Here is a 24,518-nt window from a genome sequence, read left to right as displayed (position 1 = left end):
TGCGTCCGTGGGACGACGCCGGGTCAGCAGCTCAGGTTGTTGCCCGCCGGGACTCCGAGGATCGAGACGAAGCTCTGGTAGGAGTTGATCCGGCTCTGCACCTGCGCGGGGTTGCCGCCGTTGCACTCGATGCTGCCGTTGATGCTGCGGATGGTCTCACCGAATCCGGCGCCGTTGACCATGGCGTTGTGCGGGGTCATGGTGCCGGGGCCGGTCTGGGTGTTCCAGTACCACAGGCCGGTCTTCCAGGCGACGGCCGAGTCGGTCTGCACCAGGTTGGGGTTGTGCAGCAGGTCGATGCCGAGCGCGTCGCCCGCGGCCTTGTAGTTGAAGTTCCAGCTCAACTGGATCGGCCCGCGGCCGTAGTACGCGGACTGTCCGGCCGGGCAGCCGTAGGACTGGCTCGTGTCGCAGTAGTGCGAGTAGTTCGCGGTGTTCTGCTCGACGATGTAGACGAGGCCGCCGGTCTCGTGGCTGACGTTGGCGAGGAAGGCCGCGGCCTCCTGCTTCTTCACCGTGTCGCTGCCGGTGTTCGCGAAACCGGGGTACGCGCTGAGCGCCGCGGTCAGGCCGCTGTAGGTGTAGAAGGAGTTCCGGTTCGGGAACATCTGGTTGAACTGGGCCTCGGTGACGACGAATCCGCTCGGGTTGCCGGGCGGGGTGGTCGTACCGCCGCCGTTGCAGCCGAACGGGTCCCAGTACCAGGTGCTGATGGTGGGGTCGTAGCCCGGGTTGTCGTGGGAGGCCTTGTAGTAGTTGCCGTTGCTGTACTTGACGATGTCACCGGCGACGTAGTTGTGGCCCTGGACCCACGCCGGGTAGTTGCAGGTCCCGCCGGTGCCGCCCGTGGTGCCGCCGGTGCCGCCCGAACCGCCGGTACAGGCGCCCTGGTCCGACCAGACGTCGGCGGCGCCGGGCGTCTCGCCCTGGGTCCACCACTTCGCCAGCCAGTTGTGGCTGTTGTACGACGCGCTCATGCCGCCGGTGTACACCGACGACGAGTTCCACGCGGTGGAGCAGCCCGCGGCGGAGGCGGTGGACGCCAGCGGTACGAGGATGGCGATTCCTATCGCGACCGCGAGTGCGGTGAGGAACGCTATGAGCCGTTGTCTCGACACGTGACCACTCCTTGTGGGGGTTCGAGTGGGGTCGGGACAGACTCAAGCGGAATGGTCTGGACCTGTCAAGGTCCAGACCATTGAACGTCCGCCGGGCGGTGGGAAACCGGCTGGAACAGCCCTAGTTGTCCAGCACCGTCGTCAGGAACTCCGCCGTCCACTGCAGCAGTTCGCGGCCCACCACCGGCTTGCCGCCGATCCGCGCCGTCGTCGGACGCGGGACGAGGATCTGCTTCGTCGCGTGCTTGAGCACCGTGCGCGGGTAGAGCCGGTTCAGCCGCAGCTCCTGCGACTCGCGCAACTCCACCGGGCCGAAACGGACGTTGACTCCCTGGAGGGTGATGTCGCTGACGCCGACCTTGCGGGCCAGCATCCGCAGCCCCGCCACCAGCAGCAGATTCTCCACCGGCTCCGGCAGCTTGCCGTAGCGGTCGGTCAGCTCCTCGCGGACCGCCGCGATGTCCTCGGCCGTGTTGGCCGCCGCGATGGCCCGGTACGCCTGGAGCCGCAACCGCTCGCCCGGCGCGTAGTCGTGCGGGACGTGCGCGTCCACCGGCAGCTCGATCTTGACGTCGAGCAGCGTCTCCTCCGGCTCGCCGCCGCTCTCCAGCGCCGAGCGGTAGTCGGCGACGGCCTCGCCCACCATCCGTACGTACAGGTCGAATCCGACGCCCGCGATGTGCCCGGACTGCTCGCCGCCCAGCAGATTGCCCGCGCCGCGGATCTCCAGGTCCTTCATGGCGACGTACATGCCCGCGCCCATCTCGGTGTGCTGGGCGATGGTGGCGAGCCGCTCGTGCGCGGTCTCGGTCAGCGGCTTCTCCGGCGGGTACAGGAAATACGCGTAGCCGCGTTCGCGCGAGCGGCCGACGCGCCCGCGCAACTGGTGGAGCTGGCTGAGCCCGAAGGTGTCGCCGCGCTCCACGATCAGGGTGTTGGCGTTGGCGATGTCGATGCCCGACTCCACGATCGTGGTGGACACCAGCACGTCGAACCGCTTCTCCCAGAAGTCGACCACGACCTGTTCGAGCTGAGACTCCCCCATCTGCCCGTGCGCGGTGGCGATCCGCGCCTCCGGCACGATGGCGCGCAGCCGCGCCGCCGCCCGGTCGATCGACTCCACCCGGTTGTGGATGTAGAAGACCTGGCCCTCGCGCAGCAGTTCACGCCGGATCGCGGCGCCGATCTGCCGCTCCTCGTACGGGCCTACGAAGGTCAGCACCGGGTGCCGCTCCTCCGGCGGGGTGGTGATGGTGGACATCTCGCGGATGCCGGTGACCGCCATCTCCAGGGTGCGCGGGATCGGGGTGGCGGACATGGTCAGCACGTCCACGTTGGCCCGCAGCTTCTTGAGCTGCTCCTTGTGCTCGACGCCGAAGCGCTGCTCCTCGTCGACGATGACCAGGCCCAGGTCCTTGAACTTCGTCTCGGAGGAGAAGAGCCGGTGGGTGCCGATCACCAGGTCCACGGTGCCGTCCCACAGCCCCTCGATGGTGGCCTTGGCCTCGCTGTCGGTCTGGAACCGCGACAGCGCCCGCACCTTGACCGGGAACTGCGCGTACCGCTCGGCGAAGGTGCCCATGTGCTGCTGCACCAGCAGCGTGGTCGGCACCAGCACGGCGACCTGCTTGCCGTCCTGCACGGCCTTGAAGGCCGCCCTCACGGCGATCTCGGTCTTGCCGTAGCCGACGTCGCCGCAGATCAGCCGGTCCATGGGGACGGACTTCTCCATGTCCTCCTTGACCTCGGCGATGGTGGTGAGCTGGTCGGGCGTCTCCGCGTACGGGAAGGCGTCCTCCAGCTCGCGCTGCCAGGGGGTGTCGGGCCCGAAGGTGTAGCCGGGGGCGGCCATCCGCGCCGAGTACAGCTTGATCAGGTCGGCGGCGATCTCCTTGACCGCCTTCTTCGCCCGCGCCTTGGTCTTCGTCCAGTCCGCGCCGCCGAGCCGGTGCAGCGAGGGGGCCTCGCCGCCGACGTACTTGGTGACCTGTTCGAGCTGATCGGTGGGGACGAAGAGCCGGTCGCCCGGCTGGCCGCGCTTGGCGGGCGCGTACTCGACCAGCAGGTACTCGCGGGTGGCGCCCTGCACGGTGCGCTGCACCATCTCCACATAGCGGCCGACACCGTGCTGCTCGTGCACGATGTAGTCGCCCGCCTGGAGGGTGAGCGGGTCGATGGTCTTGCGCCGCCGGGACGGCATCCGGCCCATGTCCTTGGTGGACGAGCGCTGCCCCGACAGGTCGGTCTCGGTGAGCACCGCGAGCTTGAGCGCCGGGTCGATGAAGCCGTGCTCGATGGAGCCGGTCGCCACGTGGACCACGGACGCCGCGAGGTCGGCCAGCTCGATGTCGAGGCGAGCGGCGATGCCCTCGCCGCCCAGCACCTCCACCACGCGGGCGGCCGGGCCCTGGCCCTCGGTGACGTAGACGGTGCGCCAGCCGTCGGCCAGCCAGCCCTTGGTGTCGGCGAGCGCGCGTGCGGTGTCGCCGCGGTACAGCTCGGGCGCGTGCATGCCCAGCTTGAGGGTGTCGGCGGCCAGGTCGTCGGCCTCGTCGGCCGCGAAGGGGCTCACCGACCACCAGGGGACGCCCAGCTCGCGGGCCCGGTCGCGGACGTCGGCGATCGACCACAGCGAGGCCGCGCCCAGGTCGATCGGCGCCTCGCCGCCGCCGGCCGACGCCGCCCAGGACGCCTCCAGGAATTCGCGGGAGGTCGCCACCAGGTCGGCGGCGCGGGTACGGACCCGCTCCGGGTCGCACACCACGGCCATGCTGCCCGCCGGGAGCACGTCGAGCAGCAGCTCCATGTCGTCGACCAGCACCGGGGCCAGGGACTCCATGCCCTCCACCGCGATGCCCTCGGCGATCTTGTCCAGCAGCTCGTGCAGCTCGGGGTGGGCGACCGACAGCGCCGCGGCCCGCTCCTTCACCTGGTCGGTGAGGAGCAGCTCGCGGCAGGGCGGCGCCCACAGGCCGTGCTCGGCGACTTCGAGGGAGCGCTGGTCGGCGACCTTGAAGTACCGGATCTCCTCGACGTCGTCGCCCCAGAACTCCACCCGCAGCGGGTGCTCCTCGGTCGGCGGGAAGACGTCGAGGATGCCGCCGCGCACCGCGAATTCGCCGCGCTTCTCGACCAGCTCGACGCGGGAGTACGCGGCTGCCGCCAGGCCCTCGGTGACGGTGCCCAGGTCGGCGCTCTGCCCGGTCCGCAAGGCGACGGGCTCCAGGTCGCCCAGGCCCTTGACCTGCGGTTGCAGCACGGACCTGATGGGGGCGACCACGACCTGTACGGGTCCGGTCGCCGCGTCGTCGGCCCGCGGGTGCGCCAGGCGGCGCAGGACGGCCAGGCGGCGGCCTACGGTGTCGCTGCGCGGGGACAGCCGCTCGTGCGGCAGCGTCTCCCACGCCGGGTACTCGGCGACGGCGTCCGGCGGCAGCAGGGTGCGCAGCGCGGCGGCCAGGTCCTCCGCCTCGCGGCCGGTCGCCGTGACCGCCAGTACGGTGCGGTGCGCGCGGGCCGCGAGCGCCGCGATGGCCAGCGGACGCGCGGCGGGCGGCCCCACCAGGTCCACCATCGGCCGGGCGCCGGAGGCGGCGGCCTCCACCGCTTCCGCGAGGGCGGCGTCCTCGACGACGACGTCGACCAGACCGTTCAGACTCATGAGGGGTTTTCCGTCCCGGGGCAGAGGCAACGCGAAGCACCCGACACGTGTCACGGGCCGGGGGTACCTCCAGCGTACGACGTACCGCCGACAGCCACAGGCCATCGCGTGAGGCGCAAGGCCGCGGAGCCCGTGGGCGGGGACGCCCGGCGGGGGGGGGCGGACCGGGGTGCGGGACGCGCGGGCGGCCCCGGAGCGCGGGGGGTTGCGCTTCCGGGGCCGCGTCTGTGGTGACCTGCGCCACCGGCCGGTGCGACCGGCGGCGTCAGTCCGTGGCGATCGCGTTCAGTACGTTCATCCGCCCCGCCCGGAAGGCCGGGAGCAGCGCGGCCAGCAGGCCGACGACCGCGGAGCCGATGAAGACCAGGATGATCGTCGTCCACGGGATCTGGAGGACGCCGAGGCCCTGGGAGGCCAGCACCTTCTGTCCCGTGGTGCCCCAGCCGAGGCCGAGACCGAGGCCGACCAGCGCGCCGAAGAGCGCGATGACCACCGATTCGAGGCGGATCATCCGGCGCAGCTGGCGCCGGGAGGTGCCGATCGCCCGCATCAGGCCGATCTCCCGGGTGCGCTCGACCACCGACAGGGCGAGGGTGTTCACCACGCCCAGGATGGCGACGATGATCGCGAGGCCGAGCAGCCCGTAGATCATGTACAGGAGCTGGTTGACCTGCTTGTGGATGAGGTCCTTGAAGTCGGACTGGTCGCGGACCTTGAGCTGCGGGTAGTCCTTGACGGCCGCGGTGAGCGAGGCGCCCGCCTCCTTGGCCTGGCCGTCGACGGCCTTGGCGAACATGATCTGGTCGAGCGGCTGCTTGTCCGCCGGGAGGTACTGCTTGGCGGTGGCCAGGTTGGTGTACCAGGCGCCGTGGTCGACCGTGGTGTCGTCGCTGGTGATGACGTTGACGCGGAGCTTGGTCGGCGTGCCGCCGATCATCGTCACCGGCAGCTCGTCACCGATCTTGATGTGGTGGTCCTTGGCGTACGCCTCGTTGACGGACATGCCGTTCTTCGCGTACGCGTCCTTCAGATCGCCCTTGACCGTCTTGAGCCGCAGGTCGTCGGCGTAGGTCGGGCTGACCGCGCTGAACTGCTTGGTGACCGTCTTGCCGTCGGGCAGCGTGACCTTGGCGTTGACGCCCGCGTACTCGGTGAAGTGCTCCATGTGGGAGGCCGACTTGATCGCCGCGACCAGGGCGGGGGTCAGCGGCTGGCCGCCGTCGGGCTGGAGGATGAAGTCCGCGCCGACCGACTTGTCGAGCTGGTCGTCGGCGGAGGCCACCATGGACGAGCCGACCACCGACATGCCGGCGACCAGCGCGAGGCCGATCATCAGCGCGGAGGCGGTGGCACCGGTACGGCGCGGGTTGCGCAGCGCGTTGCGCTCCGCGAGGCGGCCCATCGGTCCGAAGAACCGCAGGATGACCGCGCTGACCGCTCGTACGATCACACCGGCCAGCAGCGGGCCGATGATCACGAAGCCGACCAGGCTGAACAGCACGCCCAGGCCCAGCAGTCCGCCGCCGGAGGACGCCTTGTCCGACTGTCCCGCGCCGACCAGCGCCACGGCGCCGATCGCGCAGACCAGGACGCCGATCGCGGCGCGGATCCGGCCGGACTTCGCGTCGGTGGGGGTGCCCGCGTCGCGCAGCGCCGCCATCGGGGAGATCCGTCCGGCCCTGCGGGCCGGGATGTAGGCGGAGATCACGGTGACGATGACGCCGATGGCCAGGCCGACGATCGGGGTGGTGGCCTTGATGGTCAGCTCGGAGGTGTCGAGCTTCATGCCCGCCTGGCCCATGAGCTTCATCAGGGCGATGGCCAGGCCGATGCCGCCGCCGATGCCGAGCACCGAGCCGACGACGCCGAGCAGCACCGCCTCGACCAGCACCGACCGGTTGACCTGCTTGCGGCTGGAGCCGAGGGCCCGCATCAGGCCGATCTCGCGGGTGCGCTGGGCGACCAGCATGGAGAAGGTGTTGACGATCAGGAAGATGCCGACCAGGACCGAGATGCCCGCGAAGCCGAGCATCGCGTACTTCATGAAGTTCAGGAAGCTGCCGACGTCGTCCTTGTCCTTCTTCTTGGTCTCGGCGGCGGTGTCGACGGTGTACTTGCCCGCGCCGATGGCCGTCGTGACGTCCGCCTTGAGGCGGTCGTCGGTGACGCCCTTGGCCGCGGTCAGGCCGTAGCCGGTGTACGCGTGGCTGTCACCGAGCAGCTTGGCCTGGGCGGTGGCGGTCTCGATGTAGATGACGGCCGCGCCGGGGTTGGTGGTCTTGAAGGTGACGATGCCGGAGATCGTGACGTGGAAGTCGCCGGGCGCGGCGATGACCCGCAGCGTGTCGCCGATCTTCAGGTGGTGCTTGTCGGCGGTGTCGGCGTCGATCACCGCGTCGGTGGGCCCGCGCGGGGTGTTGCCCGAGGACAGCTCGACGGCCTTGGTCTCGGTCGGGTCCCAGTTGCTGACGATGGTCGGGGCGCCGCTGGTCGGGCTGATGCTCTTGTTGTTCGCGTCGGCGACCGTCACCTGGTCGCTGGTGACGTCGGGGTAGGACTTGGCGACGCCCGGCACCTTGAGCAGGGTCTGCTGGAGCGAGGCGGGCACGGTGTCGGGCCGCCCGGTCTCCTGCGCGTCGTCGACCTTCTTGGCGCTGATGGTGACGTCGGAGGCGGTGGAGCCGAAGAGCTTGTCGAAGGTGGCGGTCATGGTGTCGGTGAACACGAGCGTGCCGCACACGAACGCCACCGAGAGCAGGACGGCGACGGCGGACAGCGCCATGCGTCCCTTGTGCGCGAGGAAGTTGCGCACCGATGTCTTCAGGACGGTCACGAGGTCCTCCCGCGACCGTCGAAGGACTTCATGCGCTCCAGGACGCCGTCGGCGGTCGGGTTCTGCATCTCGTCGACGATCCGGCCGTCCGCCAGGTACAGCACGCGGTCGGAGTAGGAGGCGGCGACCGGGTCGTGGGTGACCATCACGATGGTCTGGCCCAGCTCGTCCACCGACTTGCGCAGGAAGCCGAGGACTTCGGCGCCGGCGCGGGAGTCGAGGTTTCCGGTCGGCTCGTCACCGAAGATGATCTCGGGGCGGGCGGCGAGGGCGCGGGCGACCGCGACGCGCTGCTGCTGACCGCCGGAGAGCTGCGTGGGGCGGTGCTTGAGGCGCCCGGCGAGACCGACGGTCTCCACCACCCGGTCGAACCAGTCGCGGTCCACCTTGCGGCCCGCGATGTCCATGGGCAGCGTGATGTTCTCCGCCGCGTTGAGCGTCGGCAGCAGGTTGAAGGACTGGAAGATGAAGCCGATCTTGTCCCGGCGGAGCTGGGTGAGCTTCTTGTCCTTGAGGGTGGTGATCTCGGTGTCGCCGATCCAGATCCGGCCCTCGGACACGGTGTCCAGCCCGGCCAGGCAGTGCATCAGCGTGGACTTGCCGGAGCCCGAGGGGCCCATGATCGCGGTGAACCGGCCGCGCGCGATGTCGACGTCCACCGCGTCGAGCGCCAGGACGCGCGTCTCGCCGCTGCCGTACGCCTTCGTCACCGCTCGGCCTGCTGCGGCAACGGCCGGACGCTCTCCGCTGCCCCCGGACTTGGGAATCGTCACTGCCGTTGTCACGTGAATCTCCTGTGAGGTCGATGCGGGCCCTGACCAGGCCCTGTTGAGCCGGTGTGCTCAGCTTGTCGGAGCGGCGTCCCCCGGCACGATGGGGGAGGTCTCCGTCTTGTGGGTGGGGCTATCCCCACCCCGCCTCATGACCGTATGGAACGGACGGCCCGGGATCGTCATCCGCCGGTACGAACCGATGGCCACCAAAAGTAGGTACCTCCCCCTAGGGGTCTGCTACCTGAGGCTCATCCCCGTGTCGGGGACGTCGCCGCGACCGCGCGAAGGTGTCCTTTACACGTACGGGAGTTGAGGGGTCGTCATGGCCGGGGGAACACCCGCGTCCACGGCCGCGGACGCGGGCGGTCCGTCGTGGACGGGTTCGCCGTGAGCCGGTCTTTCGCGGCTCAACCCGGCGAAGGTCAGTGCATCGCGGCTCAACCCTGCGAAGGTCAGTGCATCGTGAGGCGCACCGGGCGTACGCCGCCGATCAGGGCGGTCAGCGCGCGGTCGATGTCGGGGCCCACGTACCAGTCGCCGGTGTGGTCGACGGTGTAGACGCGGCCCTCGGCGTCGATCGCGAGCAGCGCGCCGGACGCGGGCTCCTCGCCGAGCGGGCTGATGTCGGTCTCCAGGGCGCGGCCGAGATCGCCGAAGGTCCGCGCCAGGTGCAGGCCGCGCAGCGGGTCGACGGCGATGGCCGTGGGGGCGATCTGCCGGCCGGGACCCGAGGCGCCGGGGATCAGCAGGCCGCCGAACTCCGCCCACGCCTCGACCGCGGCGGGGAAGACGGCGTGCCGGTGGCCGCCCGGCGACTCGTACGCCCGCAGCCGGTCCGCCCAGAACTCGGCCTGCTTGATGTCCCAGCGCCCCGGCCGCCAGCCCGCGGCGCGCAGCGCGGCGTCGACGCCGACCGGGAAACGGGTGGTGCCCGCCATCGGGATGCTCATACTCCTTCGGCCGCCGGATCCACCGGCTTGACCCCCAGGTGCGACAGCAGCGGCGCGCACGAGCGGCAGGGCGGGGCGTACGCGCCGTGCGTCGGGTCGCCGTCCTCCCGGATGCGCCGCGAGGTGAGCTTCGCCCCGCGCAGCGCCTTGCGGGCCTCACCCTGGGTGAGCGGCTTGCGGGACGCACGCTTGCCCCGGTTTGCCTCGACTGCCGTCAAGTGGCGTGAAATGAGCACCGGTTCGGGACAGCGCCCGGCGAACCGTTCCCGCTGCGCGACCGGCAGCGCGTCCAGGAAGTCCTGAACGATCGGGTGCAGTACGGGCGGTTGCTCACCTTTGGCACCGGTGCAGGTCAGCACGTCGTCGCGGATCAGCAGCGCGGCGGCGACCGCGGGCATGATGCCGTCCCTGCGGTGCCGCAGCACCGGCGGGCCCACCGGATCGTCCGAACCGCTCCAGCTCAAGCGCGGATCGGCGGCCCCCGCCGCCTGGGTCTGACTTGTCATGATCTGTGTGCGTCCCTCCATCCGCCCGCCTGGGCGGGCGATCCCCCGTATGTCGTTCAGAGTGCCAAACAGGCCATGCGACGGGAAGCCGGACGCGGCACCGCGCCCATCGTGTGTGGGCCATGTCACCGTCGTGTGACGGAGCGTCGGCAGCATGGGCACAGCATGTGCACAAAACCGGCCGCCATACGGTCGCGGGCGATCGTCGTACGGGCGCGGACGGTCGACGCAGGGTGACGGCCGGTCCCCGGCGGGCGCTTCCCGAACACATGTCGGCGGCGGGGGCGCGCACCGCGGGGGCGTCAGGCACGCACAGCCGCGACACAGCTTCGGCGCGGCATGGACGCGCGCCCGACATGGCGGGAGTATCGGCAGTCGGTCCGCGCCCGCGGACCCGCTGCCGCCGATCAGGGAACGTGACCCCCCATGCGCAAGACCCGGCTCCGCCTGGCCGCCGCCGTGCTCCCCGCCCTCGTCCTCGCCGCGGCCTGCTCCGGCTCGTCCGACGGCTCCAAGGACGCCGACGGCAAGGGCGGCAAGGCCACGGGCTCCGCCTCGGCCTCCGCTCCGACGAGCGGCGCCGACAGTCCGTCGGACGGCTCGGCGCTCACCAAGGCGCAGCTCACCAAGGCGCTGATCGCCGAGGCCGACGTGCCCGGCTGGACGATCCAGGTCTCGCAGACCGACGACTCCGCCGACACCTCCACGCTCACCGCGGACAAGCCCGCCTGCCAGCCGCTCGCCGACATCACCAGCAGCAAGCCGAAGATCCCGCGCAAGGCGTTCGTCGGCGCGGCCTTCGCGAAGACGACGTCGAGCGCCACCCCCGACGCGATCAACCAGATGCTGGTCGCCAGTCACGCGCCCGGTGACGCCGAGAAGGTCATCGAGTCGGTGAAGACGGCGCTGGGCACCTGCAAGAGCTTCACCGCGACGGACAACACCGGCACCAAGACGCCGTTCACCATCGCCAAGGGCCCCGCGGTGCCGACCGGTGACGAGGCCGTCTCCTATGTGATGGCCGACACCGCGGACAAGAAGTCCGGCGCGGCCCTGGTGAGCGTCGTGCGGACCGGCGACACCATCACCGCGTACCTGTCGGTGAAGTCGGCGGGCGGCGCGGGCACCCTGCCCATCGACGTCGCGCGCAAGCAGAGCGAGAAGCTGAAGGCGGCGCAGGCGAAGTGACCGTCCGCTGAAGGGCCTGCGGGGACCGTCTCGGGGCACACCCCGGGGCCGCTTTCGCGCGCCTCTTCGTGAGCGGCCCCACAGGCGAAATCGCGCCCCTGGTGCCGTAAAGTCGCGCGGCAACGGACCGTCGCCCGTGCGATCCCGGGGACGGACACAACACAGGGGAACACCAGATGCCGATACGTGCACGCAGTCGCCTACTGACCGGTAGCCGGGAGTCGGCCGCTGACCTGCGACACGGCGGCCCGCACACGCGGACCGCCGTACTGGCGGCCGCCGCCCTGGTGCCGGTGCTCGCGCTCACCGCGGCCTGCGGGGGCGGCGGGGGCGGCGACGACAAGGCGAAGAAGGAGCCGGGCCCGGTCCGCGCGTCCGGCGCGGTGTCGACGGCCAAGCTCACCTCCGCGCTGCTCACGTCCTCCGACGTCCCCCACGTCCAGGTGCTGCCCGCGGGCAGCAAGACGCAGCTCCTCGGCCCGGCCACGACGGTCGACAACGCGGCCTGCCAGCCGGTCGCCGACCAGTGGAGCAGCCGGCCCAAGCACACGCGGCAGGTGTACACCGGCGCGATGGTCACCGACACCGCGGACAAGGACAAGAACGCGAAGGCGATCAGCCTGGAGGTGATCGCCTCCTACGCTCCCGGCACCGCCGAGACCGTGCTGGACGAGCTGACCACGGCGCTGAAGACCTGCCGCGGCTTCAAGGCCACCCGCGACGGCGGGGTCACCTCCTACACCGTCCGGCCGGTGGCGCCGCCCGCGGGCCGGCCCGCGCTGGGCGACCAGGAGGTGGCGTACACGATCGCCGACACCGCGCGCGGCGCGGCGGGCGTCGTCCTGGTCACCGTGGTCAGGTCCGGCGGCGCCACGGCCGCGTACGAGACGGTGCGCGCCGACCACAAGACGGCGACGCTGCGGGCGGCGATCGCGCTGAAGCAGGCGGAGAAGCTGCGGGCGGCGGCGACCGGCGACTGAGCCCGGCGGCTGCCGACGCGGGGCCGACGCGGGGGCCGACAGCCGCCGACGCGGAGTCGAGGCGGAGTCGGCGCGGAATCGGCGCGGAGTCGGCGGCTGCCGACGCGGGCCCGGCGGCAGGCGGATCAGGCAAGTTATCCACAGGCCCTGGCTCTGCCCTGGTGGTGAGGCCCTAGGCTGTGGTCATCAGCCAGACGCAGCAGGGGGCAACCGCCATGACGACAGGTCGGCAAGGGCTGGGCGCACCTCCCGGTCCGCGGGCCGGGGGACGTATCGTGCCGCCGCCGAACGCGGCCTACGCCGGACAGGTCGTGCATTTTCCCGACCCCGTACGCGCCGCCCGCCATCCCCAGGGTGTCTGGGTGGACGACAACGGGATTCCGGACTTCGCGCCGTACGCGCGGGCGGTGGCGGAGATCGCCGAGCCCCCCGAGGGCTTCGGGATAGACGAGCTGCGGCTGACCGACTACGTGTCGGCGAACGCGGCGCTGCACGCCTCGGGCCACGAGCTGTGGGGCAGCCTCTCCCCCGTCGCGACCCCGCACGGCTGGACCTGGCACCACGTCATCGGGACCCGCCGGATGGAGCTGATACCGGTCGAGGTCAAGGCGCTGCTGCGGCACCACGGGGGCCTCGCCGCCTCCTCCGCCGACCACGCCAAGCGCGGCACCCGGCCGCTCCAGGAGACCCGCCCGGTGCACTTCGGACTGCCGAAGGACCCGGTCGCGGTCACCGAGTCGCAGGTCCGTGACGTCGAGGAGGAGCTGGGCTACCGGCTGCCCGGCGGCTACCGCACCTTCCTGAAGGCGGCGGGCGGCTGCGCCCCGAGCGGCGTCGCGCTCGACCCGGACCTCGGCCTGCTGATCGACCAGCCGTTCTTCACCGTCCGCGACGACGCCGCGGTCAACGACCTGGTGTACGTGAACAAGTGCCTGCGCGACCACCTGACCAAGGACTTCCTGGCGATCTCCTACCTCCAGGGCGGCCTGCTCGCGGTCAAGGTCAAGGGCGAGCGGACCGGCTCGGTCTGGTTCTGCGCGTACGACGACGTCCGCGACGGCGACCGCTGGGCCGCCCCCGCCGACCGGGTCGCGGAACTGCTGCTGCCCTGCGGTGAGTCACTCGACGCGTTCCTGCTCCGGCTCGCGGGCAATCCGCCGGAATTGGAGACCGTCGCGAACCTGATGGTGGACGGGGGCTTCGCCAGCGCCGTCCCGGTGGAGGGATGAGGCCGGACATGGTCACTTTCGCGCAGGCCCAGGAGCGGGCGGAGCGCTGGATCAACGGCGACGTCCCCGCGTACGAGGCCCGGGAGATCCGGGTCCGCGAATTCGACCTCGGCTTCGTCGTCTGGTCGGAGCCGCGCGAGGGCGGCCCGTCCGCGGGCGACGGCGGTGACGTCCGCGTCGTCATAGCCAAGGACAGCGGCGAGGCCACCTTGTGGCCCGGCCTGCCCGTCGGCGAACTCATCAGGCGTTACGAGGAGGAGTACGGCCCGGTGCCGAACGACGCGGTGCCCGACCCGCCGCAACGCATCGACCTGGAGGCCACGTCCTTCCTGCTGAGCCCGCCGCAGTGGCTCCAGGACGCGGCCGACAAGATGGGCATCCCCGACAACCGCCGGTCGAGCCGGACCAACGGTGCCGGTATCGCCGCAGGCGCGGGCGCCGACGCTCCCGCGTGGCACGCCGCCGCCCCCGGGTCCGGCGGCGCCCCGGCCGACCGTGCCCCGGCGGCCGACGCCGACGGCGGGTACGGCCTGGCGGCGGCCTCCGGTCCCGCCTCGGGACCGGGCGACGGTACGGGCTCCGCGCCCGGCTCCGGCTCCGGCTCCGGCTCCGGCTCCGGCTCCGGCGGCATCGACTACCGGCGGCCCGCCTCCTCCGGTGCCTCGACGCCCTCCCCCGCGCCCGCTGACAGCGCTCCCGTCGCACCGGCCGCGTCCGGCGGGATCGACTACCGGCGCCCGGCCCCGGCGGCCGACGCGCCCGCGACGCCCTCGGCGCCCGCGGAACCGGCCGTGCCCGGCGGCAGTTGGGCGGGCAAGACGACCAGCGACAGCGGCGAGGGCCAGTCGGTCCCGGTGCCCGCGACCGTCTTCGCGCCGCCGATCACCGGCTCCGACCAGGTGGACGTCGCGCAGGACCCCGAGGCCGAGCAGGCCCGCACCGAACTGCTGCCGAGCGGCAGCGGGTTGCCCAAGACCCGGATCGCCCCGCCCGTGGAGCCGCAGCTTCCCGTGCCGCCCGCCAGGCCCGGCGTGCCGCACACCGTGGGGGGTTCGGAATTCCCGCCGCCCGGCGGACCCGCGGTGCCGCTGCCGCCGCCCGGCGGCCTCGGCGCCGGATCCGTGCCTCCGCCCGGTGGCCCCGGTCGCGGTGCCGCCGACATCGCCGACCTGGAGACGGCGAAGGCCGCCCGCGGCCATGTGCCGCCGCCCTCGGGCGGTCCGGTCCGCAGCCCGGACGCGCCGCCGCCCCCGCCGGGAGCCGCCGCTCCTGCGGGCGGTTACCTGCCGACGCAGCTCGTACCGCAGAATCCGCCGGGTGGTCAGAGCCCGCAGGGACCGCAGGGACCGCCGCCGCCCGGCGCCGGTCGCCCCGGCGGCAACGACCCGCACTACGCGGCGACCATGCTCGCGGGCCCCGGCGGCCCGCCCGGACCTCCCGGACCCACCGGTCCGACGGGACCGCCCCCGCCGCCGCCCGGCCCCGGCATGTCGCCGCCCCCGCCGCCCGCGGGGAACAACGACCCGCACTACGCGGCCACGATGCTGGCAGGGCCTTCGGGTCCGCCCGGACCCCAGGCGCCCGGCGCGGGCCCCGGCGCGCCCGGCCGGACCGGCGGCAACGACCCGCACTACGCGGCCACGATGCTCGCGGGTCCCGGCGGCGCGCCCATGGGTCCGCCGCCCCCGCCCGGTGGCGGCGGCATGGCCCCGCCCCCGCCGCCCGGCTACGGCTACCCGCAGCCGACGGCGGTGCCCACGGTCGGACCCGGCTACATGGCGGTGCTCCGCTATCGCGGCCAGGACGGCAGCGAGCAGCAGCTCATCCGGCGTTCGGCGCCCGGCACTCCGCACCCGGAGTGGCAGATCCTGCACGAGCTGCGCTCGATGGGCGTGCGGCCCGAGCAGGTGCTCGAACTGCACACCGAGCTGGAGTCGTGCGACCTGCCGGGCGGTTACTGCACGCGGATGATCCGCGAGACCTGGCCGCAGGTGCGGATCAGCCACACCGCGCCGTACGGCAGGGACCACGCCAGCCGCCAGCAGGGCGTCCAGCATCTGCTGACGCACCAGGGCGAGCTGCACCAGGTGGCGGGCGCGCCCGCGCGCCCGCAGCCGCAGCGGGTGCCGATGCCCGACCCGCACAGTGTGCTGCGGGTGCCGCCGGTGCCGCTCGACGTGATCGGGCAGGAACTGGCGTCGGCCTTCGGGCCGCAGGGCCTGTTCCGCTTCGACCAGCGGGCGGTGTCCCGGCAGGGCGTGCCCGACATCGTGGCGCAGACCCTGGTGTGGGCCGGGCTGCCGGTGGACTTCGGCCCGTTCTTCTGGGCGCAGGCCCAGCCGGGCCAGCCGGTGCCGACGCTGGCGGAGCTGGCCCAGCAGCGCGGCGTGCAGGCGGCGTCGGACGCCGGCTCGTATCTGGTGATGGGCAATGACTTCGGCCGTCAGCTCTGTGTGCAGTACGGCACCGCGCACATCGTGGCGGTGCCGTTGGAGGCCGGTCCGGGCGGACAGCCCGCGCCGCCGCAGTTCGTCAATTCGAGCCTGCCGGAATTCGCCCGCTGCCTGGCGCTGCTGGGCCGGATGTGGCGGCTGCGGATCGGGCTGACGCCCGATCAGGCGGGCCGCTGGACGGTGGACTTCCAGGCGCAGCTCGCCGCGCAGGACCCGGCGGCCATCGCCTCGCCCGACCACTGGTGGTCGGTCCTCATCGAGCAGATGTGGGACGGACTGCTGTAACGGCCCCGCCAGGGCCCGGCCGACAGAAGTTCCGTCCCGCCGGGTCGTAGCAGAGGCGTCAGCGGACGGCCCCGCCGCGGCGGGGCCGTCCGCTGTGCCGTTCAGGCGGGCCGGTCAAGCGTGCCGATCTGGCGGGCCGGTCAGGCGTTCAGGGGTGCGAAGAGCGCCTGGACGGTTTCGGTGGCCAGGTCGCGCAGCCAGATGTGGGCGCGGTCCTCGTCGTACCGCTGGTGCCACAGCAGGTACAAGGGGACGTCGGGCAGCGGGAGCGGCGTCGGCAGGGTGAGCAGGCCGAGGTGGTCCCTGGCCTCGCGGGTGACCGCGTCGGGCACGGTGACCACGAGGTCGGTGTCGAGGACCAGCCGCAGCGCGAAGGCGGCGGTGGGCCCGGCGGCGGCGACGCGCCGTTCGAGGCCGTGCGCGGCCAGGGCGTCGTCGACCGAGTCGCGCAGGCTTCCGCGCCGGGAAACGGTGAGGTGTTCCGCCGCCGCGTACCGCTCGGGGCTCAACGGGCCCTCGGCCAGCGGGTGGCCGGGCCGGACGGCGACGACCAGCCGGTCCCTGCCGACGAGGCGGTGGCGGATGTCGGGAAGCGCCGACCGGCCGGAGCTGGATTCGAGGTCGACCTCGCCCCGGTGCGACTCGGGCGTGTCCGTGCCGGGTTCGGCGGACAGCCGCAGCCGGGCGCCGGGCGCCTGCTCGCGGACGGCCGTGGTCAGAGCGGTGCCGCAGGCCGCGGTCAGCGCGTCGTGCCAGCGCACGGTGAAGACCCGGTCCAGAGCCGCCAGGTCGAGGCTCTGCCGCGCGGACAGCAGGCGGTGGGCCTGCTGCACGAGGGCGTGGACCTCGGCGCGCATGGCCAGCGCGCGAGGGGTGGGGAGCATGCCGCGCCCGGCGCGGACCAGGATCTGGTCACCGGTGACCTTGCGGATACGGCCCAGGGACCGGCTCATCGCGGGCGCGGTCACATGGAGGCGGGCCGCGGCGCCGGTGACGCTCCCCTCCTCCAGCAGCGCGTCCAGGGCCGTGAGCAGGTTCAGATCCAGTTGCATGACAGTAAATCTACAAGTGAAAAGCATGCACTTGTTGTTAATCCATGGGCGACCTACCGTCGAAGTGCGGGCGCGAGAAGAACCGCCCCGCGGCCATCGACACCAGGGAGCCCCCCATGAGCACAGCCATGCCTTTCGCCGCCGGCACGACCCTCCTGTCCGACGTGACGGCCGCGGTGCGGACCGCCGGTCGCACGTTGCGCGCCCGCCACACCACGCACGCCCGCGGCGTGAGCCTGGACGAGGTCGTCGCGGAGATCCACGCCAACGACGACGCGGTGCTGAGCGTGCTGCGCGAACCGCTGCTGCGGGCCCGGCCGGGATCGCGGTGGGCCGAGGACGAGTTGGCGGGCGGCGCGCTCCCGCCCGGGGAGTGGTGGGTGGTCGACCCCGCCGAGGGCAACATCAACCACGTGCACGGCATGGACGACTGGGCCGTCACCGCCACCCTGGTCCGCGACAACCAGCCCGTGCTCACCGTCGTCCACCTGCCGCTGACCGGTGACACGTACACCGCGGTGGCCGGCGGCGGCGCCCGCCTCAACGACCGGCCCCTGGCGGTGTCCGCCAAGACCGGTCTGGCCGCCTCGCTCATCGGCACCGGTCAGGCCAGGCCCGGCGAGGACGAGCGCACCTTCCGGCGGATCGGCGACTCCGTCACCGCCATGCTCGTCAACGGCCTGGTCGTACGCGTGTCCGTGCCCGCCACGATGCAGCTCATCCACGTCGCCGCCGGACGGATGGACGCCTTCTGGCAGTTCTCCGACGTCCGCTCGGGACTGGTCGCCGGCGCCCTGCTGGTCTCCGAGGCCGGAGGCACCGTCACCGACCTGGCGGGCGAGCCCTGGAGCACCCGCAGCCGCGACTTCCTGGCCGCGGCCCCCGGCGTCCACGCCGCCGCCCGCGAGGTCCTGTCGCCGATCGTCTGACCGGACGCCCGCCCTTACCCGCTCGACACCGCAAGGAGCATCACCTCATGACCACCATCGGCATCCTGGGCGCGGGCCGCGTCGGGACCCACCTCGCCAACAAGCTCTCCGCCGCGGGACACCAGGTCACCCTCGGCGGCCGGACCCCGGTGGAGACCGCCGCCCGCGCCGCCGGGGCCGCCCCGACGGTCGCCTTCGCCGACCAGCCCACCGCCGCCCGCGGCGCGGACATCGTGATCAACGCGACGCCCGGCGACAGTTCGCTGGAACGCCTCACCGGCCTGCGCGCCGAACTCTCCGGGAAGATCCTCGTCGATGTCTCCAACGCCACCCGCGACGCCGAGGACGGGCTGCCCGGCGACCTGTGCTACCCCGGCGGCAGCCTCGCCGAGCACCTCCAGGCCGCGCTCCCCGACACCCGTGTGGTCAAGACCCTCAACACCATGCTGTTCATGGTCATGACCGCTCCCGAGATCCTGGCCACCCCGCCGACCGCCTATGTGTCGGGGGACGACGAGGACGCGAAGAAGACCGTCAACGGTCTGCTCGCCGACCTGGGCTGGCGGCCCGCATGGATCGAGGACCTCGGCGGCATTCGCACCGCCCGCGCCGCCGAGGCCATGATCCTGGTCGTGCCCCACGTCCTGCGCCGGAACGGCTTCACGCCGTTCGCCGTCTCCCTCGCGCGCTGACCCCCACCCCGCACGCGGCGAAGAGCCGGGTGACGAAGGGCACTTCCCTTCTTCACCCGGCCCGTCTGCGTTCGGGGCCATCGGGAAGGGAGTGGATGGGTAGGAGACAGGTCGGAGTGTCGCAGCCCGTACAATTCGGACATAAGCCAAAAATAGGCAGGACGGAACGGCCGACGGCGAGGGGCAGGGCATGAGCAGCAACACCGCATCGTCAGCCCGCAACATCGACACCGCGCGCGGACGCGGCTATCGGCCGGAACAGGTCGACCGTTTCCTCGACGAGTTGTCGGAGGACCGGGACGCCGCCTGGGAGCGGGCCGCCCGGCTGACGGTGCTCGCCAACGAGATGGACGCCGAGTGCGCCTCGTTGCGGCACCAGGTCGAAGCGCTCGGCGCCACCTCGTTCGACGCGCTCGGCGACGGCGCCCAGGAGTTGCTGCGGCTGGTCGAGGAGGAGGCCGCCGCCGTACGCGACCGCGCCGAGGCCGAGGCGCAGCACGCGCGCGACACCGCGGAGACCGCCCGCCGCACCCTCCAGGACGAGGCCCGCGCCGCCGCCTCCGCCCGGCTCGCCGCCGCCGAGGAGCAGGCGGAACGGCTCCTGGACGAGGCGTGCGGACGCGCCTCCGAGATCCTCGGCCAGGCCCGCGCGGAAGCCGAGGCCGTACGCGGCGAGGCGGGCCGTGCCCTGGACGCCATGCGGCAGGACGTCGGCCGGACCCTGGCCGAGGTCGACAAGGAGCGCCGCGAACGGCTCGACACCCTCGAACACGAGCTCGCCGAGCGCGAGGCCGGGGTCGACAGCAGGCTCGCCGATCTCCTCGGCGACGCCGAACGGCGCCTCCACGAGGCGCACCAGGAGCGTGCCGACGCCGAGGAGGCCCTGCGGGTGCAGCAGCAGGAGGCCGAGGAGCGGGCGTCCGAACTGCTCGCCCAGGCGCGCATGCACGAGGAGCGCACCCGCCGTGAGAGCGAGCGCTCGCTGCGCGAGCACGAGCAGCACCGCGACGAGATTCGCGCGCATCTCGCGCACGTACGGGCCACCCTCGCCTCCCTGACCGGCCGCCACCTCCCGCCCTCCGGGCCGGACCACCCCGAAGCACCGGGCGCCCCCGGCCTCCCCGAACAAGCCGACCCGTCCGCCCCGGCCTGACCCCTAGGGCGCGCTGCCATTGCGCAGGGCCGTGTTTTTAGGGGCGCGGGGAAGGTGCCTTGCCCTTGCGCAGGGCCGTGTTTTTAGGGGCGCGGGGAACTGCGCGGCCCGCCCCCACCGGGCTGTCAGCCCGACAACAACCGCGTCTGCCCCGCGGGGGCCGGTGGCCAAAGGCCGCGCCACCGTCGGTGGCTGAGCGCGCAGTTCCCCGCGCCCCTCAAGGATCGGCCAGCCGCCTTGGGAGAAGAACCGCCCAGGGCCCCGCCCCCGAAGAGCGGCTTACCGACCGGCGCCAGGCGGGCGTCAGATCGGGCGGGCTGCCAGGGGCAACAAGGCGGAGACGCGGAAACCGCCGTCGGGCGTGGGGCCCGCGGCGAAGCCCCCGCCGTGGGTGGTGACACGTTCCTTCATGCCGACCAGCCCGTGCCCCCCGCTGGGAAGCGGCGTGGCCGGGGTGCCGTCGGAGGGCCCGTTGAGAACGAGGACGGCGATCTCGAGCTCGCGGTAGGCGAGCCGGACATGGGCCCTGGCGCCCCCGGCGTGCTTGTGGACGTTGGTGAGCGCTTCCTGGACCACGCGGTAGACGGTCTGTTCGACGCGGGCGCCGCAGGGCCGCTCCTCGCCCTCGACGGTGAACTCGACGGTCATCCCGGCGGCCTGGGACTGCTCGACGAGTTCGCCGAGCTGGTCGATGCAGGGCCCCTCGGGCTCCGGCTCCGTATCCGTATCCGGCTCGGGCTCGGGCTCGAGAACCCGCGGCGCGGGAAGCCGCGGCGCGGGCGCGGGTGCCCGCTCGGGCGCCGCCGTACGCAGCACCCCGAGCATCTGGCGCAGTTCGGTCAGCGCCTCGCGCCCCATGTCGCCGAGCAACTCCGCGGTGCTGGACGCCTTGGCCGGGTCCTTGAGGGCGACGGCCTTGAGGGCCGCCGCGTGGACGACCATCAGGCTCACCCGGTGGGCCACCACGTCGTGCATGTCGCGGGCGATCCGGGTCCGCTCCTCGGCGCGGGCCCGCTCGGCGCGCTCGGCCGCCTTCTCCGCGAGGAGTTCCAGCTCGCGTTCCAGGCCGTCGGCCCGCTCCCGCAGGCTCTCCACCAGTCGGCGCCTGGCCCGTACGTACAGACCGAGCAGGACCGGCGGGGCGGTGAGGCCGAGGGCGAGCAGGAGTGAGGTGCTCAGGACGATCGGCAGGGACATCGAGCGGTTGTCGTCCGCGTTGCGCAGGCTGTCGTGGAGGCGGATGAAGGAGACCAGGAAGGTGCCGAGGCCGTTCATGGCGGCGAGCGCGGCGGTGATCCGGCGCGGCACCTCGGAGACGGTCAGGGAGTAGAGGCCGACCACCGACAGCAGGAAGCCCAGCTCGGCCGGGCTCAGGGCGATGCCCACCAGGACCACGGCGATCGGCCAGCGGCGGCGCAGCAGCAGGGTGCCGCCCGCGAGCAGCCCGATCAGCGCCGCCACCGCGGGTGTCACCCCGGTCTTGTGGGCGAAGGTCACGCCCTCGAAGGCGCACTCCACGGCCGAGGCCACGGCCAGCGCCAGGTCCAGGAGGAAGCCGCGCCGCCGCGTCCACCACCACCAGCCGGACCCGGGCCGTCCTCCAGCCCCGTCGTCCGGTACGTGCGCCCCCGTCGTACTCATGGCGTCCAGACTAGGCGGTGCCCGAGGCGGCGTGGCGGCCGTGTCAGCCCCGTATCGGCGCGGTATCGGCCGGCGGGACCGGTAAGGGTCTCCAGGGGTAAGCGCGACCGGGTGCCGTGTCCGCCAGATGGGCGGGCCGTCTCGCCGCGGAGGCGGCCACCTATCCTGGAGCGGTCGGACAGCGCGGTCCGCAGCCACGTCTTTCCCTACGCCTTGTATGCCGTCGTCCACTTCCACTGCACAAGGAGCCGCACCTGTGAGCAGCGCCGACACCGCCCCGGAGAGCAGTACCGCCCTGCGAGCCGACATCCGCCGCCTGGGAGAACTGCTCGGCGGCACGCTGGTGAGACAGGAAGGCCAGGAACTCCTCGATCTCGTCGAGCGGGTACGTGCCCTGACCCGCACCGACGGCGAGGCAGCCGCCACGCTTCTCGGCGACACCGACCTGGAGACCGCCGCCAAGCTGGTACGCGCCTTCTCCACCTACTTCCATCTGGCCAACGTCACCGAGCAGGTGCACCGCGGCCGGGACCTGCGCGAGCGCCGCGCGCAGGAGGGCGGCCTGCTCGCCCAGACCGCCGACCTGCTGAAGGACGGCGACCCCGAGCACGTACGCGAGACCGTACGGAATCTGAACGTGCGGCCGGTGTTCACCGCGCACCCCACCGAGGCCGCGCGGCGCAGTGTGCTGAACAAGCTGCGCAGGATCGCGGAGCTGCTGGACGACACCACCGGGCAGGGCACGGGCGACCGGCGCCGCGCGGACCTGCGGCTCGCGGAGAACATCGACCTGCTGTGGCAGACCGACGAGCTGCGGGTGGTGCGCCCTGAGCCCGCCGACGAGGCGCGCAACGCCATCTACTACCTGGACGAACTGCACGCGGGCGCGGTCGGCGACGTCCTGGAGGACCTGGCGGCCGAGCTGGAGCGGGTCGGGCTGCCGCTGCCCGCGGGGACCCGCCCGCTGACCTTCGGCACCTGGATCGGCGGCGACCGCGACGGGAACCCCAATGTGACCCCGCAGGTCACCTGGGACGTGCTGATCCTCCAGCACGAGCACGGCATCACCGACGCGCTCGACCTGGTGGACGTGCTGCGCGGCGCGCTGTCCAACTCGATCCGCAACTGCGGCGCGAGCACCGACCTGCTGGACTCGCTGGCCACGGACCTGGTGGCGCTGCCCGAGATCAGCCCGCGCTACAAGCGGCTGAACGCCGAGGAGCCGTACCGGCTGAAGGCGACCTGCATCCGGCAGAAGCTCGTCAACACCCGCGAGCGGCTGGCCGGCGGCACCCCGCACGTCCCCGGCCGCGACTACCTGGGCACCGGCGGTCTGCTGCACGACCTCCAGCTCATCCAGGACTCGCTGCGCGTCCACCGCGGCGGACTGATCGCCGACGGCCGCCTGGACCGTACGATCCGGACCCTGTCCGCCTTCGGCCTCCAGCTCGCGACCATGGACGTGCGCGAGCACGCCGAGGCGCACCACCACGCGCTGGGGCAGCTCTTCGACCGGCTCGGCGAGGAGTCCTGGCGGTACGCGGACATGCCGCGCGACTACCGGCGCAAGCTGCTGGCCAAGGAGCTGCGCTCGCGCCGCCCGCTGGCGCCGACGCCCGCCCCGCTGGACGAGGCGGGCGCCAAGACGCTCGGGGTGTTCCACACCATCCGGGAGGCGTTCGAGCGGTTCGGTCCGGAGGTCGTGGAGTCGTACATCATCTCGATGTGCCTGGGCTCGGACGACGTCTTCGCGGCGGCGGTGCTGGCGCGCGAGGCCGGGCTGATCGACCTGCACGCCGGGATCGCCAAGATCGGCATCGTGCCGCTGCTGGAGACCACCGACGAGCTGAAGATCGCCGACCAGCTCCTGGACGAGATGCTGTCCGACCCGTCCTACCGGCGGCTGGTGTCGCTCCGCGGTGACGTGCAGGAGGTCATGCTCGGCTACAGCGACTCGTCGAAGTTCGGCGGCATCACCACCTCGCAGTGGGAGATCCACCGGGCGCAGCGGCGGCTGCGTGACGTCGCGCACCGGCACGGGGTGCGGCTGCGGCTGTTCCACGGCCGCGGCGGCACCGTCGGCCGCGGCGGCGGCCCCTCGCACACCGCGATCCTCGCCCAGCCCTGGGGCACCCTGGAGGGCGAGATCAAGGTGACCGAGCAGGGCGAGGTGATCTCGGACAAGTACCTGATCCCGTCGCTGGCCCGGGAGAACCTGGAACTGACGGTCGCCGCCACGCTTCAGGCGTCCGCGCTGCACACCGCGCCCCGGCAGTCCGACGAGGCGCTGTCGCGCTGGGACGCGGCGATGGACATCGTCTCCGAGGCGGCCCACGACGCGTACCGCAAGCTGGTCGAGGACCCGGACCTGCCGCCGTACTTCTTCGCCTCCACGCCCGTCGACCAGCTCGGCGAGCTGCACCTGGGGTCGCGTCCCTCGCGCCGCCCGGACTCCGGTGCGGGCCTGGACGGTCTGCGGGCCATCCCGTGGGTGTTCGGCTGGACGCAGTCCCGGCAGATCGTCCCCGGCTGGTTCGGGGTCGGCGCCGGGCTGAAGGCCGCCCGCGAGGCGGGGCTCGGCCCGGTGATAGACGAGGCGTTCGGACAGTGGCACTTCTTCCGCAACTTCCTGTCCAACGTCGAGATGACCCTGGCCAAGACCGATCTGCGGATCGCCCGGCACTACGTGGACACCCTGGTGCCCGACGAGCTCAAGCACGTCTTCGCCACGATCGAGGCGGAGCACGCGCTGACGGTCAGCGAGGTGCTGCGGATCACCGGGGAGTCCGAGCTGCTGGCGGGCAGCCCGCTGCTGGCGCAGACCTTCCACATCCGTGACCAGTACCTGGACCCGATCTCGTATCTCCAGGTGACGCTGCTGGCCCGGCAGCGGGCGGCGGCGGAGCGGGGCGAGAGCCCCGACCCGCTGCTGTCGCGCGCGCTGCTGCTGACGGTGAACGGTGTGGCGGCGGGGCTGCGCAACACCGGCTGAGCGATAGGAGAAAGGCGCCCGGCGGACCGATGATCGGTCCGCCGGGCGCCTTCTTCTGTACGCCTGTACGTCTGTATGCCTGT

The 24,518-nt window shown here is 72.6% G+C and carries 16 protein-coding genes; 8 read left to right on the top strand and 8 right to left on the bottom strand.

Going from position 1 to position 24,518, the window contains the following annotated elements; translation table 11 throughout:
• Positions 1-23: 23 nt before the first annotated feature.
• The 6 genes from ACIQCJ_RS05680 to ACIQCJ_RS05655 form a co-directional block, all read right to left on the bottom strand.
• Complete coding sequence (locus ACIQCJ_RS05680; protein WP_391128686.1) at positions 24-1,118, bottom strand: glycoside hydrolase family 19 protein; 1,095 nt, start codon at positions 1,116-1,118, stop codon at positions 24-26.
• Positions 1,119-1,239: 121 nt separating this feature from the next.
• Entirely contained in the window at positions 1,240-4,779 is a 3,540-nt protein-coding gene (gene mfd, locus ACIQCJ_RS05675; protein ID WP_402710781.1) for a transcription-repair coupling factor, read from the bottom strand.
• A 265-nt stretch (positions 4,780-5,044) separates the two neighbouring features.
• Positions 5,045-7,612 carry an FtsX-like permease family protein gene (locus ACIQCJ_RS05670; protein WP_355346857.1) on the bottom strand — a complete coding sequence of 856 codons (2,568 nt, stop codon included), beginning with the start codon at positions 7,610-7,612 and terminating at the stop codon, positions 5,045-5,047.
• Positions 7,609-8,397: an ABC transporter ATP-binding protein gene (locus tag ACIQCJ_RS05665; protein WP_188285264.1), complete on the bottom strand. Its 789-nt coding sequence runs from the start codon at positions 8,395-8,397 to the stop codon at positions 7,609-7,611. The genes ACIQCJ_RS05670 and ACIQCJ_RS05665 overlap by 4 nt, the downstream gene beginning before the upstream one ends.
• Before the next feature lie 440 nt (positions 8,398-8,837).
• Positions 8,838-9,335 carry an SUKH-3 domain-containing protein gene (locus tag ACIQCJ_RS05660; protein WP_355346853.1) on the bottom strand — a complete coding sequence of 166 codons (498 nt, stop codon included), beginning with the start codon at positions 9,333-9,335 and terminating at the stop codon, positions 8,838-8,840.
• The gene (locus ACIQCJ_RS05655) at positions 9,332-9,841 is read right to left on the bottom strand and encodes a YwqJ-related putative deaminase (protein ID WP_355346850.1); all 510 of its coding nucleotides are present in this window, start codon (positions 9,839-9,841) and stop codon (positions 9,332-9,334) included. The genes ACIQCJ_RS05660 and ACIQCJ_RS05655 overlap by 4 nt, the downstream gene beginning before the upstream one ends.
• Before the next feature lie 426 nt (positions 9,842-10,267).
• Between ACIQCJ_RS05655 and ACIQCJ_RS05650 the strand changes: the two genes are divergently transcribed.
• The 4 genes from ACIQCJ_RS05650 (at position 10,268) to ACIQCJ_RS05635 (ending at position 15,976) form a co-directional block, all read left to right on the top strand.
• Entirely contained in the window at positions 10,268-11,029 is a 762-nt protein-coding gene (locus tag ACIQCJ_RS05650) for a hypothetical protein (RefSeq protein ID WP_355346847.1), read from the top strand.
• Between the two features lie 176 nt (positions 11,030-11,205).
• Positions 11,206-12,009, top strand: coding sequence for a hypothetical protein (locus tag ACIQCJ_RS05645; protein ID WP_402710780.1), 804 nt, complete (start codon positions 11,206-11,208; stop codon positions 12,007-12,009).
• A gap of 215 nt (positions 12,010-12,224) precedes the next feature.
• Positions 12,225-13,238, top strand: a complete 1,014-nt coding sequence (locus ACIQCJ_RS05640) for an HNH endonuclease (RefSeq protein WP_355346841.1) — start codon at positions 12,225-12,227, stop codon at positions 13,236-13,238.
• Between the two features lie 8 nt (positions 13,239-13,246).
• On the top strand, positions 13,247-15,976 hold the full coding sequence (locus tag ACIQCJ_RS05635; protein WP_402710779.1) for an SUKH-4 family immunity protein: 2,730 nt from the start codon (positions 13,247-13,249) through the stop codon (positions 15,974-15,976).
• Positions 15,977-16,116: 140 nt separating this feature from the next.
• On the opposite strand, the gene ACIQCJ_RS05630 is transcribed toward ACIQCJ_RS05635, so the two are convergent.
• The gene (locus tag ACIQCJ_RS05630; protein WP_355338022.1) at positions 16,117-17,028 is read right to left on the bottom strand and encodes a LysR family transcriptional regulator; all 912 of its coding nucleotides are present in this window, start codon (positions 17,026-17,028) and stop codon (positions 16,117-16,119) included.
• Positions 17,029-17,144: 116 nt separating this feature from the next.
• Between ACIQCJ_RS05630 and ACIQCJ_RS05625 the strand changes: the two genes are divergently transcribed.
• From ACIQCJ_RS05625 to ACIQCJ_RS05615, 3 genes are all read left to right on the top strand, one after another.
• Positions 17,145-17,957: an inositol monophosphatase family protein gene (locus tag ACIQCJ_RS05625; RefSeq protein ID WP_391162309.1), complete on the top strand. Its 813-nt coding sequence runs from the start codon at positions 17,145-17,147 to the stop codon at positions 17,955-17,957.
• Positions 17,958-18,004: 47 nt separating this feature from the next.
• Positions 18,005-18,649 carry an NADPH-dependent F420 reductase gene (locus ACIQCJ_RS05620; RefSeq protein ID WP_402710778.1) on the top strand — a complete coding sequence of 215 codons (645 nt, stop codon included), beginning with the start codon at positions 18,005-18,007 and terminating at the stop codon, positions 18,647-18,649.
• 190 nt (positions 18,650-18,839) lie between these two features.
• Entirely contained in the window at positions 18,840-19,802 is a 963-nt protein-coding gene (locus ACIQCJ_RS05615) for a DivIVA domain-containing protein (RefSeq protein WP_402710776.1), read from the top strand.
• A gap of 303 nt (positions 19,803-20,105) precedes the next feature.
• Here ACIQCJ_RS05615 and ACIQCJ_RS05610 read toward each other — a convergent pair whose 3' ends face one another.
• Positions 20,106-21,443: a sensor histidine kinase gene (locus tag ACIQCJ_RS05610; RefSeq protein WP_402710775.1), complete on the bottom strand. Its 1,338-nt coding sequence runs from the start codon at positions 21,441-21,443 to the stop codon at positions 20,106-20,108.
• Positions 21,444-21,699: 256 nt separating this feature from the next.
• Here ACIQCJ_RS05610 and ppc point away from each other — a divergent pair, with 256 nt between their 5' ends.
• Complete coding sequence (ppc, locus tag ACIQCJ_RS05605; protein WP_355338007.1) at positions 21,700-24,435, top strand: phosphoenolpyruvate carboxylase; 2,736 nt, start codon at positions 21,700-21,702, stop codon at positions 24,433-24,435.
• Positions 24,436-24,518: the final 83 nt, after the last annotated feature.

Source organism: Streptomyces sp. NPDC093221, from assembly GCF_044753885.1.
Lineage (GTDB): Bacteria > Actinomycetota > Actinomycetes > Streptomycetales > Streptomycetaceae > Actinacidiphila.
This window is presented reverse-complemented; position numbering and strand designations above follow the sequence as displayed.

Bases quoted from the DNA above. Each gene is read 5' to 3' on its own strand.
- ACIQCJ_RS05645 (WP_402710780.1), top strand. From the start codon at position 11,206: ATGCCGATACGTGCACGCAGTCGCCTACTGACCGGTAGCCGGGAGTCG.
- ACIQCJ_RS05660 (WP_355346853.1), bottom strand. From the start codon at position 9,335: ATGAGCATCCCGATGGCGGGCACCACCCGTTTCCCGGTCGGCGTCGAC.
- ACIQCJ_RS05630 (WP_355338022.1), bottom strand. From the start codon at position 17,028: ATGCAACTGGATCTGAACCTGCTCACGGCCCTGGACGCGCTGCTGGAG.
- ACIQCJ_RS05615 (WP_402710776.1), top strand. From the start codon at position 18,840: ATGAGCAGCAACACCGCATCGTCAGCCCGCAACATCGACACCGCGCGC.
- ACIQCJ_RS05635 (WP_402710779.1), top strand. From the start codon at position 13,247: ATGGTCACTTTCGCGCAGGCCCAGGAGCGGGCGGAGCGCTGGATCAAC.
- ACIQCJ_RS05620 (WP_402710778.1), top strand. From the start codon at position 18,005: ATGACCACCATCGGCATCCTGGGCGCGGGCCGCGTCGGGACCCACCTC.
- ACIQCJ_RS05625 (WP_391162309.1), top strand. From the start codon at position 17,145: ATGAGCACAGCCATGCCTTTCGCCGCCGGCACGACCCTCCTGTCCGAC.
- mfd (WP_402710781.1), bottom strand. From the start codon at position 4,779: ATGAGTCTGAACGGTCTGGTCGACGTCGTCGTCGAGGACGCCGCCCTC.
- ACIQCJ_RS05610 (WP_402710775.1), bottom strand. From the start codon at position 21,443: ATGAGTACGACGGGGGCGCACGTACCGGACGACGGGGCTGGAGGACGG.
- ACIQCJ_RS05650 (WP_355346847.1), top strand. From the start codon at position 10,268: ATGCGCAAGACCCGGCTCCGCCTGGCCGCCGCCGTGCTCCCCGCCCTC.
- ACIQCJ_RS05655 (WP_355346850.1), bottom strand. From the start codon at position 9,841: ATGACAAGTCAGACCCAGGCGGCGGGGGCCGCCGATCCGCGCTTGAGC.
- ACIQCJ_RS05640 (WP_355346841.1), top strand. From the start codon at position 12,225: ATGACGACAGGTCGGCAAGGGCTGGGCGCACCTCCCGGTCCGCGGGCC.